The 13598-nt window shown below is 52.4% G+C and carries 10 protein-coding genes and 1 pseudogene; 2 read left to right on the top strand and 9 right to left on the bottom strand.

The genetic code is table 11. The annotated features are described in order from the left end of the window. Window positions 1–609: 609 nt before the first annotated feature. The 9 genes from AAF564_21020 to AAF564_20980 all read right to left on the bottom strand — a co-directional run bounded on the left by AAF564_21020 (window position 610) and on the right by AAF564_20980 (window position 11811). On the bottom strand, window positions 610–858 hold the full coding sequence (locus tag AAF564_21020) for a hypothetical protein (GenBank protein ID MEM8488045.1): 249 nt from the start codon (window positions 856–858) through the stop codon (window positions 610–612). 199 nt (window positions 859–1057) lie between these two features. After that, on the bottom strand, window positions 1058–2497 hold the full coding sequence (locus AAF564_21015; GenBank protein ID MEM8488044.1) for a T9SS type A sorting domain-containing protein: 1440 nt from the start codon (window positions 2495–2497) through the stop codon (window positions 1058–1060). A gap of 273 nt (window positions 2498–2770) precedes the next feature. Continuing rightward, a complete protein-coding gene (locus AAF564_21010) occupies window positions 2771–5044 on the bottom strand; it encodes a DUF5916 domain-containing protein (protein MEM8488043.1) in 2274 nt (757 codons plus the stop codon). Window positions 5045–5067: 23 nt separating this feature from the next. Then, the gene (locus AAF564_21005) at window positions 5068–6690 is read right to left on the bottom strand and encodes an alpha-amylase family glycosyl hydrolase (protein ID MEM8488042.1); all 1623 of its coding nucleotides are present in this window, start codon (window positions 6688–6690) and stop codon (window positions 5068–5070) included. A 7-nt stretch (window positions 6691–6697) separates the two neighbouring features. Next, a complete protein-coding gene (locus AAF564_21000; protein ID MEM8488041.1) occupies window positions 6698–8044 on the bottom strand; it encodes an ABC transporter permease in 1347 nt (448 codons plus the stop codon). Between the two features lie 66 nt (window positions 8045–8110). Beyond that, window positions 8111–8395: a hypothetical protein gene (locus AAF564_20995; GenBank protein MEM8488040.1), complete on the bottom strand. Its 285-nt coding sequence runs from the start codon at window positions 8393–8395 to the stop codon at window positions 8111–8113. Between the two features lie 41 nt (window positions 8396–8436). Further along, window positions 8437–9213, bottom strand: a complete 777-nt coding sequence (locus AAF564_20990) for a ThuA domain-containing protein (GenBank protein ID MEM8488039.1) — start codon at window positions 9211–9213, stop codon at window positions 8437–8439. A 38-nt stretch (window positions 9214–9251) separates the two neighbouring features. Beyond that, window positions 9252–10763, bottom strand: coding sequence for a sugar ABC transporter ATP-binding protein (locus AAF564_20985; GenBank protein MEM8488038.1), 1512 nt, complete (start codon window positions 10761–10763; stop codon window positions 9252–9254). Between the two features lie 64 nt (window positions 10764–10827). Then, the gene (locus AAF564_20980; protein ID MEM8488037.1) at window positions 10828–11811 is read right to left on the bottom strand and encodes a substrate-binding domain-containing protein; all 984 of its coding nucleotides are present in this window, start codon (window positions 11809–11811) and stop codon (window positions 10828–10830) included. 246 nt (window positions 11812–12057) lie between these two features. Here AAF564_20980 and AAF564_20975 point away from each other — a divergent pair, with 246 nt between their 5' ends. Together AAF564_20975 and AAF564_20970 are read left to right on the top strand one after the other, a co-directional pair. Beyond that, window positions 12058–13239 carry a dipeptidase gene (locus tag AAF564_20975; protein MEM8488036.1) on the top strand — a complete coding sequence of 394 codons (1182 nt, stop codon included), beginning with the start codon at window positions 12058–12060 and terminating at the stop codon, window positions 13237–13239. 86 nt (window positions 13240–13325) lie between these two features. Next, a pseudogene (locus AAF564_20970) lies at window positions 13326–13520 on the top strand (membrane dipeptidase). Window positions 13521–13598 lie beyond the last annotated feature (78 nt).

The raw sequence follows: 13598 nt of genomic DNA, 5'->3' as shown, positions 1-13598 counted from the left end.
TAGGATTGCAGGCGAGTCACTAATGTAGTAATCTCCATGATGAGACGGGGGGCTTCAGGTTAGTTGGTTTCTTCACCAATAAGCTAATCAAAGAACTCCGTCTCTTTTTTACTGTCTTCTCATGTTTTGTCCGGTACTAAAGACGCCTGTGGGATCTGATCCTGGATCCCGTTGGGATGGTTGAGGACTGGTTTTCGGATCAAGTCTGGAATGACGTGTTAGGTTGAGGATGGTAGGGTTGTGGGAGGGATGTCGAATGGGGTAAAATGCCTTCCAATCAAGTGGAGCCGGACTTGACCAATATCTTAGATCAATCGGGATTGCATACAGAATTTCTCATCACGTCATGCCCAACTTGATTGGGCATCCACCGGGACGGCGATAGTGCTCGGTAAAAACTGTAGGCCATGTGGCATGCCTGTGGATCCCCAGTCAAGCTGGGGATGACTGGAGGAGGCGGGGTGGCTGGTGCTACTGGCGAACAGTCACGCCGGCTTTTAGCCCCAAAACCCTCTACAAAGAAAAAGTCCACGCCGGCGAAGCCAGCGTGGACTAAAATTTCTCTGAATCATTCAATTCAGCTACAGACGCGGTTTTCCGTGCAGGGCATTAGCAAGGGCAACCGTTGGCATCCAGTTTAGCCTGGATGTCGTCGTATGAGGCTTTATCGTGATTCTTTCTGTGCATGTCACGCCGCTGTAAAAGGGCGTCACAATTCACTGTGCTCGCAGCAGATGCCGTATGCATTAACGGCGCCGCAGCGATTACAGGCAATACCCAGCCGGCCTTCTTCAGGAGAGCGCGACGATTCATTGCTTTGCTTGCAACGGGCTCAGCGTTATTTGTATTGTTTTCCATTGAGTTCACCGTATAGGTGTTCGAGTTTAATACTGATCGGTCTAACAATACCCTGTGCCCAAATTTATTGCCATGTACTTTTGGCGCATGATGCGCTGTTTTGAAGCTACTCGTTATATAACCTTTGAGTACAGCGGGGTGGGGATTCGAATATCGAACACCGAATTTTGAATGTCGAAGTGTATAACATATAACGCTTTCAACGTACAACCGTGACCGGATGCGTATCCATGCTGGCTGTTGTCTGGATGTGGACGAAGTAAGTGCCACTGGCGAGGTCATCGCTAGAAAGCTCGACCGTATGCCGGCCGGGCTCCAGGGTGCGGCTAAGCAGGGACTTTACAGCAACGCCATTGGTGTCGAATAGCTGGATATCAACCTGTCCTGTTCGTTCTACGGCGAAAGTCACCGTTGTCTGATGCTGGAACGGATTTGGGTAGCTGCTTTCAATAAACGCACGCTGGGGGATGCTGGCCTCGTCGTCTGTTGATGTTTGCGATCCGAGGCTCACAATCCACTCACCAATGAGCGCCAGTCCTAACGAATCGACGCGGCCTTTGGCGACAGGCGGCATGGCTACCTGGTTTTCGAGGCTTTTCATGCGCTGGTAGATAAGCGACCGGCTGGTGTCGCCCGGTACGATGATGGCACTGCCGAGAATGCCCAGGTTGTTCAGCGCAAAGCCATTGATGATTCCTGAATTTGGAAGCGGCACGGCCAGGCGTGCGTCAAATTGCGCGGTGTAGGTGCCACCCGGACGATGGCAGTACGCACAGTTGCTATCCAGATAAGAAAGCGCGCGGTGTTCAAGTGTTGTGTCAGCCTCATCGCGATAGGCAGATGTGAGATAACCCGGGAGTTCATTTTCGTCGAGCGGTACCGTGAAAATGCCGAGGTGATTCCATGTCGCCAACTGGTTTGCCGTGCGGTCTGTGGCGTCGTAGTACATATCGCCGTTGAGCTGGCGTGTGTTGGGGCCGAGTATTTGTCCGGATACGGGTTGGTGGCACGCGAGGCACGCCATGCGGTCCGGGTATTCCCAGGAGCGAATTTCAATACCGTTGTGTGTGCGAACCGCAATCGATTCTTTGAGTCCGCCTTCCAGCAATACGGCATCGGTGCCGTCATCATTCCATTTGTAGGTCAGGCCATACATCAACCCATCTGCTGCAATGATATTGAATCGCGTTTCGAGGCGCTTGGTTTTAGCAGGATCCGCGTGATCCGTGGGTAATTCGAAGTGTTTGATGGCCACGGTGCCGGCCGGGAAGGTCCAGGCATCTTCTTCACTAAAGACCACTTGCTCTGCCGCCGAATCATGCGCACCGTCGTTTGGGATGGCAACCCATCGCGTTTTCTCCGCACCATCACTCCAGAACGGTTGCCGGAGGGTATAAGGGATGAAGCCGGCGCGCGGTGTCAGCGTTTCAAGATCTGTAAAGGCACCCGTTTCCGAGAGGAACTGCGGTAACACCGTATTCTCATCGGGTGCTGCATCAGGAAATGCGCCATCCAAATACGCACCGATGGGGGCTGCAGCATCGATACCATATGGCATTTGGGAGAAGGCCACGAGTGACGTGACAATCAGTAGAATGAAAACAAGCAGGGGACTGCCAGCAGCTGTTTTTGTGCGCATGATCCCGGTTGTATCAGGTAGGTTGTGAGCGAATAAAGATGGAATGGGTAACTGCTGCTAAAATCGTCCCAAACTGTCGCAGGTTGAGGAAAAAATGTTAGAACACGTCAGCATTAGTCTGTAAGCGGGCTACATGAAACAAACAAATATTACAAATTGTGCTTCAGTTCCAGGCCCTTGGGAAAAATGAATGGCCGGCGAAAAAAAACCTTCAACCTTAAACTTGCAACCTTCAACAGCAAAAAATAAGTCCTACGGATTGATTTTTTGCCTTTAGAGGCTAAACGTATGCGTGTATTTGAGTAAAAAAGTACGATTATCGGTAAGCGGAAGCATGGGCAAAAGCCGGTGCCTTTCGGTGTTCAGGCTTTCGTTGTAGACAATCCAGAGGTCGTTGCCTTCCCGGAAGTTGTATCTGAAACGGACATTAGTTGAGACGGAGCGGGTTACGCTGTTGTATTGCAGAAACGCGTTGGTGGAAAGCTTTGTGTTGAGCGCCGTACGCACGCGTAGCCGGGCAATGTGCACATCAAAAGACTGCCCACGATCGGGGAAAGCTATGTGGTTAAAACTGTAGCTGCCACCGAGTTCGAGATATTTGGAGATGTACCAGACGGGCCGTGCGCCAAAGGTAAACTGCCATCCATCAAAAAAGGACCCGATGCCGGCTTGTGGACGCAACTGCAACAGGCTCGTATGGGAGACGTGATAAGACGCTTCGAGATTGAAAAAGGTATAGCTACCGGCAGGGACCGTGGCCGGGTTATCTGAATCTCCAGACAAAATAAAAGGCACGCGCAGATCTTCATAACGGAGCTGTGCGGAGATGTCTCCACCGCCCCCATTTTTCTGACTGAACTCCCATGCCGGCCCAACGGCTGCTGATTCAACCGTACCATCTGTATTTCGAATAAACGCCTCGCCATTCATGAACAGCTGGTGATAGATCAGGGGAGAAGATTCGTTCGCGATCCAGGTATGGGAAATTGAATTGTCGAGCAGGGTGAAGTTGTTGCGCTGGGTAAATCCGATGCCCGGATTGTAATCTGCGCCGGCCCATGCGACAATGCTGCTGTAGCCCCATCCATTCCGCGTCCGGCGTTCCATCTGTGCGGTCAGCCGGCCATTGGTCAGGCTTGAATAGGCCTGGTCCTCAAACGTTTGTGCCCACTGCAGAGTCAGGTAGTCATCACCAAAAAGCCTGAACACCCCGTCGAGGCCGTAAGCGACGTTGTAGGTGCCATCTTCAGCAAGCCGGCTGGTGAACATGCCGCCGGCGTAGGAATACGGATTAAATACATTCCGCCGAAGCCGCAGCACACCAAAGTTCTCAGATGGTAGGTCGCCCGAGCGTGCGCTCTGGATATCCATAAAGCCAAGGTCCCAGTTACCGACCCTGCCCACAAGTCGCGCACCACCGATGAGCGGGACGGGTGTGCCTGCGTCTGTTAATCCAATGCGCCGGCTGTGGAAGAGTCGGCTAAGGCCACCCGTGCGGAAGTCAAAAACGCCGGCGCGTTCCTGGAAAAACTGGCGCTTCTCGGGGAAGAACAGTGAAAAACGGGTAAGGTTAACCTGCTGATTGTCTGCTTCTACCTGGGCAAAATCTGTATTGATGGTGAGGTCAGCGGTAAGGTTGTCTGTGATGCCATATTTCAGGTCTATCCCCAGGTCACCGGTTGAGTTTGTGTTTTTCTGATAGGCAGACGCCGATTCATTAAGCGCGTTTTCATGCCCCGTTCCACCCAGTACATAGGGCGTGATGTAAAGTGGGGTATGTGGCTTTACGCCTTTTAGCCTGATTTTTTGGGCAAGTGAGGGTTTCAGGAATGCCCAGTTGGCAACGGTGGGGGTTGCGGGGAAAACAACGCGCTCGGTTTTGCGGGCAACCTTGCGGTTCACGTTGATGCCCATGACAACAGCATTATCAACATGCTGGAAGCGGAGACTGGAAAACGGTATGCGCACTTCAGCAAACCAGCCTTCTTCATTGATGGTCGTTGCATTATCCCAAAAGGTATTAAAGTCGCCATTGATCCAGCCGCCGGATGCAATGCCACCGCCGGATGCATCATTGAAAATAGCTGCGTCGTTGCGCGTGCCGGTAGGCGTTGTGGTGAAAATCAGGCCGGTTTCGTTGTCGTTGAACGTGTCGATCATGATTTCAAAATGATCACTGCCGGCCAGCTGATCGCGGTAGAAGGTGTTGGCGCGGATGCCTGTCACATCGCGGTCGTATGCGCGCAGGGAGAGGTAGAGGTAATCATCGTCATAACCCACACGAAACTCTGTCCGTTCGGTGGGTGGGGCGCCATTGTCGGGTTCGTATTGGGATGGAATCCACGGTGAGATGGCTTCCCAGCCCGGCTCGTTGCTCAGGCCATCAAGTGTGATGGGACCGGCGAGTTTGGGGATATCGATGGTGTCATCAGCCTGGGCAAACGCGTGCAGGGGCGCAACCAAAGCGGCCAACAGGCTGAGTAGGCATACTGCAATAAAATGGGATACTACATCCGTACGGGTAAGTGGGGCGGGGTACATAGGCATGAAAAACTGGTCTGGCAGGACCATTAGCCTACAAACGAACCCAGGTCAAATACAACTCCTTCTCTGGGTTGTAACGTAATTTCTGTAAATGTGATGTGCGCACGCCTTCCAGATTTGGTTGAAAGCAGCAAATTTGCGTTAGATGGTAGTTTGCAAGGCAAGGCGGTATCGGAAAAATTGAGCAATACAAGCAGGTGTTGTTCGTTGTACGTTCTGTAATACCCAAAGCAGTTTGCAGGGGCGTCCCTATATGGCTTGTAGCTACCAATATGTAGCGCTGGATGTTGTTTTCGGGTCAGGAGTAGTGCTTTGTAAAAGTTGAGAAGAGAACGAGGGTTTTCTTGTTGTGTGGCTACATTTTTGGTTGTTTTATTTTGATGTACCGGTAACCAGGGTATGGTGCTGGAGAAGCCGGCGCCGGCTGAATCATTCCATTGCATCGGCGTCCGGCATCCGTCACGGCTCAAGCCTTCTGCGCGCAAGCCCCATGGGTCCTGTTGTTGCTCACGTGGGATAATGGCCTCCTCTATGCCTATTTCATCCCCATAATACAGCGTGGGCGTGCCCCGCAGGGTCAGCAGTAACATCGCTGCCAAACGCGTGTTTTCCTGGCCATATCGGGTGGCAAGCCGCTTTTCATCGTGGTTGCCCAACACGTAATTGGGCCAGGCTGTTGGCGGAATGGTTTTTTCCATTGCCGAAACGATGTCGCGAATACCTGTTGCTGTCCAGGGCGCTGCAAGGGTGAGGAAGTTGAACGGCATGTGCAATTCATCTTCGTTCTCGCCGTAATAAGACGCCCAGCTTTCCCAGTTGAAATCATGAATTTCACCCACCGCAAAACGCGGCTGTGTGGCGCTGTAGCTATCCAAAAGTGCACGGAATTCGCGCATTAGAGGATGGATGTCTGCATGCGCGACGTCGTTGACGTGCATTTGCAAGTCGTATTCACCCATGGCTTTGTGCCGCATCACAACGGTGTCATCTACTGGCGGGTTGTCGCGTTCGAGTGGATCTTTCATCAAATGATGGGCGACATCAATTCTGAACCCATCGATGCCGCGGTCCAGCCAGAACCGCATCGCATCAAACATAGCGGCTTTGACTTCCGGGTTGCGCCAGTTCAGGTCGGGTTGTCCTTTCAGAAAAGAGTGCAGGTAATACTGGCCGGTTGCCTCGTCCCATTCCCACATAGAGCCGCCGAACACGCCGATCCAGTTGTTGGGCGGACTGCCGCCGGGCTTTGCATCACGCCACACGTACCAGTCGCGTTTTGGGTTGTCACGCGACGATCTCGATTCGATAAACCAGGCGTGTTGATCTGAAGAGTGATTCGGGACAAAGTCGATAATGATCTTCAGGTCACGTTTGTGAACCTCATCGACCAGTTTGTCAAACGTATCCAGGTCGCCAAAGAGGGGATGGACGTTGGTGTAATCTGAAACATCGTACCCGAAGTCGGCCATTGGCGAGGGGTAGAATGGCGAGAGCCAGATCACATCAACCGGCATCTGGTCGGTAAAATAATCCAGTTGCTCGATGATGCCGGCCAAGTCGCCAATTCCATTGCCCGTCGAATCTTTGAAGCTGCGCGGGTAAATCTGATAAATGACACCCGTTTTCCACCAGGCAGGTTGTGTTGTCATACCAATGTCATGCAGGGGTGGCTGCTTTCTTTTTGCCCCAGTTTCGTTTTTTGAGCATATCCAGCAGTACAGCCAGCAGGATAACAAAGCCGAGCACAACTTTTTGTGTGTAGCTTTCTACACCGGTCAGGTTCATGCCATTCTGGATTACTGCAATGATAAATGCTCCGATCAAGGTGCCCATGATGCGGCCTTCACCGCCTTGCAGACTTGTGCCACCCACAACTACAGCAGCGATCACGTAGAGCTCATAGAGGAGTCCATAGGTTGGCGCGCCACTTTTGAGCTGCGAAGCCTGGACAATGCCGCCGAGGCCGGCCATCATTCCACAGACTGTGTATACAAAAAGCAAAACCAGGTTAACCCGAATGCCCGAAAGGCGCGCGGCTTCCGGGTTGCCACCTACCGCGTAAATGTATCGCCCAAGTGTGGTGCGGGTCATCAGAATATGCGCAAGCGCGTAGATGATGACCATCAGGATGACGGCGTTGGGAATAGAGAACAGATCCGCCCCCCGGCCCAGCCAAACGTAGGAGTCGGGAATTTCGTAAATCGATTCACCGCGGGAAATGATGTAGGCAAAACCGCTGGCTACCAGCATCACCGCAAGGGTTGCAATAAACGGCGGCACCTTGAACCTGGTTATGGTTATACCAGAAGCAAAGCCCACAAGGCCGGCCATCAAAATGGCAACAGTGGATGCAAATAGCATAGTTGCAAAGGTGGCATCTGCGCCGCCCATTTCCCGGATAAGCCACGCGGCAACAACAGCAGAAAGCGCGATCAAACTACCCACAGAAAGGTCGATGCCGGCTGTGATAATAACCATGGTCATGCCCACAGCGATGATTGCGATAACCACAATCTGGTTTGCGACATTGCGGAGGTTGTTTGCCAGCAGAAAGGTTGGCCACCGATAACTCCGTGGTGCGACAACAGGCGCCGCAGACATTGACGGCACGCTGTTTTTGATGTTGCCCACAATGGTTGTGTAATCCTGCGGCATCAGCAGGGCGTCGAATGCGGTGCCTGTTGAATCAAAGTTAACAAGGGCAGCGCGGATTGCCGGCGGTTCGCCCTGGATCGTTTCAATTCGATCATACCCTTTTGACGTCAGCAGTTCTGTGAGCCGGCTGGCAAACAATTGGTGCTCCGCATTGAGTTTGGAAACAACAAGAAGACGGCTCGAGGTGTCGTATTCACCTGCGAGCATTTCTGCAACCTGTTCGGCACCGTCAGCTCCCCGGGGGTTCTGCTCGGTCATGGTGCTGATGGAGTAGAAAACGCAAAGCAAGATCAGCACGATCAGCATGCCATAATCCGAGAGCACCTTTTGGATGTTGAAACCAGCCATACTACTAAAACTCGATTCGGGAATAAGGGTAAGGGGGTGTTGGCGATTGTTTTTCAGCTCAGGCAGTTATCCTGTAGTGGCAACAATGAGCAGAATGAAGCCTATCGTGACAAAAGTCCAGGTAGACCACATCAGGTTGGGGAAAGCGGCCATCCAATGTCCGGATGCCATACGATGCAAGCCGGCAAGCAGCCCCGCGATCAGCGCGCTCGCAACAACGGTAACCACGATGGGGATCGGGAGCACCATCCGTGCAAACAGGTTCAGGTCTTGCCCCATGAGCAGCCACACAACTATCCAGACGAGGATAGTCACAACAACAATGCTGAAAAAGAGTCGCAGCAATTTCATGGGTGTCCTGGTTTGCTTGCCGTTATAAGTTGTTGGTCATGTTAGTCAGCCAGGCCGGCGGCCCAGTGAATGGCGCCTACCAGGTGGGATCTGAAAGCTTCTTCCTGAAAACTGGCTTCTGTGTGCCCAAGTCCGGTATACAGGGCCCTGCCGCCGTCGCCCAGTTCTCGGCACCAGATGATCGGATGGTCGCCCATACCATTTTCGCCAATTCCGTATGTGCTTTCATCAACAGAGGCCAAAACATGGAAGTCAGGATTGTCTCTCACGTTGTTAGCAAAACTGTACCATTCATCTTCCCGCTGCCAAACAGGGGGAAGATGCGCCGTTGCAGGGTGCGTGGTGTCTTCAACGATGACATCCGCCATTCTGACATTCGGAAAATTGGGATGGGTGGTAAACCACGTGCCCAGAAGCGTTTCGCCAAACCAAGGCCAATCGTATTCTGTATCTGCCGCTGCATGGATGCCAACGAAGCCGCCGCCTGTTTCCATGTAGGTTTCAAAAGCCACTTGTTGCGATTCATCTAGCACATCCCACGTGGTGCTCAACCATACCACAACGTCAAACCTGCTCAGGTAGGTAGGATTGAATGCAGCTCCATTTTGTGTTTCGATGACGGTCCAGTTTTGTGTAGCACCCAGTTCTTTGAGCGCCACAACACCGCCTGCAATGGAGGGGTGCCGGAAACCGGCAATTTTTGTAAAAACAAGCACACCAAGGTCCTCCATCTCACCAGGATCGGCCGGAGGGTCAGTGTCATATGGCGTTGCGCAGCTTGTGATGCATAACGCAATCAGGAGCAAATATCTTTTCATCAAAACGAGTGGGTTACGGGTACGCAACGGAGGGCAGGTTAGCTTACGGCTTCAGCGCCAACGGCGAGGGCCATGATCTGCTCCTGTGTGGCAGATGCAACATCAGTAATTTCGCCACTGATATGGCCTTCATGCATAACAAGAATTCTGTCACTCATGCCAAGCACTTCCGGCAATTCGGACGAAATCATGATGATAGCTTTGCCGGCAGCGGCCAACTCATTCATTAACAGGTAAATTTCGTACTTGGCACCAACATCGATGCCCCGTGTAGGTTCGTCGAAGATGATCACATCCGAGTTTGATTCGAGCCACCGCGCAATCAACACCTTTTGCTGGTTACCGCCCGACAAATTCTGGGCAAGCTGGTCTTGATGCGAAATTTTGATTTTCAGGCTATCTACGTAGCTGGCAAATCGGGAACGCTCCTGTTGACCGGCTACAAATCCCCAACTTGACCAATTACCCATGTTGGGTAGTGCAAAATTCTCCCGAGAGGATAGGCCAAGGACAAGGCCCTGGGCTTTTCGGTCTTCTGTGAGGAGGCAAATGCCGTTTTTAATGGCGTCGAGGGGAGAATCAATTTTTAGTGTCTTGCCATCGAGCGAAATGGTGCCGCGTGCTGCGCGATCTGCACCAAAAACAAGCCGCGCCAGTTCGGTTCTGCCGGCGCCAACCAATCCGGTGAGGCCGAGAATTTCGCCAGCCCGTACTTGGAAGGTTGCACCGGGTTCATCGGCTGCATGGGCAAGATCGTCAACAGCCAGCCGGACATCACCCAGTGTGGCTGCCTCTTTGGGGAATTCGTTCTCGATGGAGCGGCCCACCATCATTTCGATGAGCATCTCGCGGTTCACCTCTGCAACGGGTTTTGTGCCGATGTATTCCCCGTCGCGCAATACAGTTACCCGGTCGGATATTTCGAAAATCTCGTCGAGTCGATGGCTGATGTAAATGATACCGATGCCCTGGCTTTGCAGGTCGCGGATGATGGCAAACAGTTTGTCAACTTCCTGGTTTGTCAGGGTGGCACTGGGCTCATCCATAACAATAATGCGGGCTCCAGTAGACAGGGCTTTTGCGATTTCGACCAATTGCTGTTGCGCCACACTAAGCTCGGCACAGACCGCTTCGGTGTCTAGCTTTACGTTCATCCGCTCGAAGAGGGCGGCTACTTTTTGGGCTTCTTCCTTTTTTGCAAAAAAGCCCCAGTTAGAGGTCTCGTGCCCCAGCAGAATGTTTTCCCGCACCGTGAGGGCCGGCACGAGGTTGAATTCCTGGTAGATGACAGCAATACCAGCTTCCTGGGCATCCAGCGGTGATGTGAAGCGCATGGTTTTGCCTTCAATCATCGTTTCGCCGGTGTCTGGAATGTGCACGCCGGCAAGCACTTTGATCAGCGTACTCTTGCCGGCTCCATTTTCACCAACAACCGCGTGCACTTCTCCTTTGTGCAGGTCGAGCTGAACGCCTTTGAGCGCCTTCACGCCCGGAAAGGATTTTTCAATGCCTGCCATTGACAGCAGGGCCGCAGCTTGCTGGTCCGCCATAGTACGCTATCAATTAAATCGCTGAATACAGTGAGTTTGCTGGATTGTAGAAACAGCGGTTGGCTTATTCGCTGGCTTCGTCTTCAGCAATAAGCGGATCAGCCGCCGCGTCTGCTTGCCGGTAAAGAGTAGCCGGGATTAGCTGCTCTGCCGGCAGTTCTTCGCCGTTCATGTACTTGACAATGGCGTCAATCGACATGGTGCCCAGCGTGTGTGGGTGTTGAATAACATCTGCGTAAATTTTCCCGTCGCGGATCGCCCGGCGGGCTTCGAGGGTGCCATCAAATCCTACAACCTGAACCGAGCCGGATTTGCCGGCTTTTTCGATTGCGGCAACCGTACCGAGCGCCGTATCGTCGTTGATGGCAAAAATGATGTCGAGATCCGGGTGGGCCTGCAAGATGTCTTCTGCAACACGGAAGGCTTTGTCCTTCACGCCGCCGCCAGGCAACTGCGCCACAATTTCTACATTGCCACCGCCTGATTCAGCAACCACTTCTGCAAACCCCTGGGTTCTCAGGATAACCGATTCTACTTCAGGATGATCGATAATGGCTACTTTGCCGCCAGCATCGCCGAGGACTTCGAGCACTGCTTCAGCAGCAAGCCGGCCGCCGCTATAGTTATCGGTAGCAATATGGGTAACAACTTCTACGTCGTCAGCGAGTGCTGCAATGTCTACCGTGAAAACAGGAATGCCGGCGTCGTTGGCTTCCTGGATTGCCGTTCCGATGGCTTTGGAGTCTGCGGGGCTCATAACAATGGCGCTTACGCCCTGCACAATGAAGTCACTGATTTGATTGCGCTGCCGCGCGACGTCGAACTCTGCCGAGTTTACGCTAACCGTCATGTTGTTTGATGCAGCACCCTCTTCCAGGCCAGTCGCAAGGTTCTGGAAAAACGGGTGGGTCATCGTAAGGAGTGTGACACCGATGGTTGCTTCGGCGGCTGTTTCTGCTGGTGCATCTGAAGCTGGCTGACAGGCACCCAGGGTCAGGACCAGCGCAAAAAAGAGCGTGAGGGAGGCAAAGGGACGAAGGTTACGCATAGGTATTTATTGGATTGGTAACTGTAGTGCGTGCGTGACGGGGACTTTTCTGTTCGTACAGCGATAGGGTGTACTGGGTGGTAAACAAAAAAGTAGCCGGCCCATAATGTAACCCTCCCGCTTACAACCTTCAAATACCGCAAAATGGTATATTGATGAATTACCTTTCATCTCTATATCAGTACCCATAGCTGATCGGCGGGCCTCCTGATGAAAACCAATAAGGTTAAATCGACAAACTAACAGATGTACGACAGACTTATTTCATGCTGGACCCTGGCCCTGGTTTTTCTGTTCAGTGCCGCTTGCAGCGACAATACAGAAGTCCAGGAAGCAACCACAGAAACCCAGGAAACAGTCGCAGAAGCCCAGGAAGTAATCGCAGAAGTCCAGCCGGTTGCCGCTACGCCCGAAGAGTTGCATGAGCGTATTCTCACGCTCGATACCCACGACGACATTCCCTTCAATTTTGCTACGCCGGAAGTCGACCCGGGTGTTGAAGGTGATATGCAAATGGATATCCCCAAAATGAAACGGGGAAAGCTTGATGTGGGCACGTTCATCGTGTATGTCGGACAGAAAGCACGGACGCCCGCAAATTATGAAAAGGCAAAAGCGGACGCGATGATCAAATTTAACGCGATCCATCGCATGGCTGCGATGTACCCAGACGATATTGAGGTAGCGCTTACCGCTGCTGATGTCCGCCGGATTCACGACAGCGGCAAACTTGTGGCGGCCATTGCTATCGAAAACGGTTTTGTGATCGGCAAAGATTTGTCGCTGCTCAAAAAGTACAAAGACCTCGGTGCGCACTACATGACGCTGGCGCACAACGGCCATAACGACATTTCAGATTCCTGTAATCCTCGTGAACGGTTTGGAGATGGCGCAACCGAACATAACGGCATCAGCGAGTTTGGAGAAGCGGTGATCGCGGAAATGAACCGCGTGGGGATTATGGTTGATGTCTCACATATTTCGATGGAAGCGGCTATGGAAGCTGCGCGGTTGTCAAAAGCGCCTATTGTTGCCTCACATTCAAGCGTCAAAGGGCTTCACAACGTTTCACGCAACATGAGCGACGAAGCCATGCTGGCGCTCAAAGAAACAGGCGGCGTCATCAACATCGTTACGCTCGATTCTTTCTTGAAAGGTGGCGATAATGTGACCGTGAGCGACCTCGTTGATCACATCGACTATGCCGTAGCTTTGCTTGGCATTGACTACGTAGGTATTAGTTCGGATTTTGATGGCGGCGGTGGTGTTCAGGGATGGAACGATGCAAGTGAAACCCCGAACGTGACCAGCGAATTGGTCAAACGTGGATATAGCGAAGCTGAAATCGCAAAACTATGGTCAGGCAACTACCTGCGCGCCTGGACCGAAGCAGAACACATCGCCACCAGGATGCAAGCCGAAGACTAACCCCGAGCAAACCCAAAAACCTTCAACCAGTAACTTTCAACCTGTAACCGACCCAATCCCACAGGATTTGGTCATTTTTTCAGGAGTTAGGCATTAGCTCGGATTTTGATGTCGGCGGTGTTCAGGAATGGAATGACGCAAGTGAGACGCCTAACGTGACCCGCGAATTGGTCAAACGTGGTTATACTGAAGCTGAAATCGCAAAACTATGGTCAGACAACTACCTGCGCGCCTGGACCGAAGCAGAACACATCGCCGCCAGGATGCAAACTGAAGACTAACCTCGACTAAAACGGAAAACCTTCAACCAGTAACCGACCCAATCCCACAGGATTTGGTCATTTTTTCAGGAGTTAGGC

It is taken from the genome of Bacteroidota bacterium (assembly GCA_039111535.1).
Taxonomy (GTDB): domain Bacteria; phylum Bacteroidota; class Rhodothermia; order Rhodothermales; family JAHQVL01; genus JBCCIM01.
The sequence above is the reverse complement of the archived record's forward strand: the minus strand, read 5'-3'. Positions and strand labels throughout refer to the sequence as shown.

Excerpts from the sequence above, each read along its gene's own strand:
- AAF564_21020 (MEM8488045.1), bottom strand. The coding sequence starts at position 858 with ATGGAAAACAATACAAATAACGCTGAGCCCGTTGCAAGCAAAGCAATG.
- AAF564_21015 (MEM8488044.1), bottom strand. The coding sequence starts at position 2,497 with ATGCGCACAAAAACAGCTGCTGGCAGTCCCCTGCTTGTTTTCATTCTA.
- AAF564_21010 (MEM8488043.1), bottom strand. The coding sequence starts at position 5,044 with ATGCCTATGTACCCCGCCCCACTTACCCGTACGGATGTAGTATCCCAT.
- AAF564_21005 (MEM8488042.1), bottom strand. The coding sequence starts at position 6,690 with ATGACAACACAACCTGCCTGGTGGAAAACGGGTGTCATTTATCAGATT.
- AAF564_21000 (MEM8488041.1), bottom strand. The coding sequence starts at position 8,044 with ATGGCTGGTTTCAACATCCAAAAGGTGCTCTCGGATTATGGCATGCTG.
- AAF564_20995 (MEM8488040.1), bottom strand. The coding sequence starts at position 8,395 with ATGAAATTGCTGCGACTCTTTTTCAGCATTGTTGTTGTGACTATCCTC.
- AAF564_20990 (MEM8488039.1), bottom strand. The coding sequence starts at position 9,213 with ATGAAAAGATATTTGCTCCTGATTGCGTTATGCATCACAAGCTGCGCA.
- AAF564_20985 (MEM8488038.1), bottom strand. The coding sequence starts at position 10,763 with ATGGCGGACCAGCAAGCTGCGGCCCTGCTGTCAATGGCAGGCATTGAA.
- AAF564_20980 (MEM8488037.1), bottom strand. The coding sequence starts at position 11,811 with ATGCGTAACCTTCGTCCCTTTGCCTCCCTCACGCTCTTTTTTGCGCTG.
- AAF564_20975 (MEM8488036.1), top strand. The coding sequence starts at position 12,058 with ATGTACGACAGACTTATTTCATGCTGGACCCTGGCCCTGGTTTTTCTG.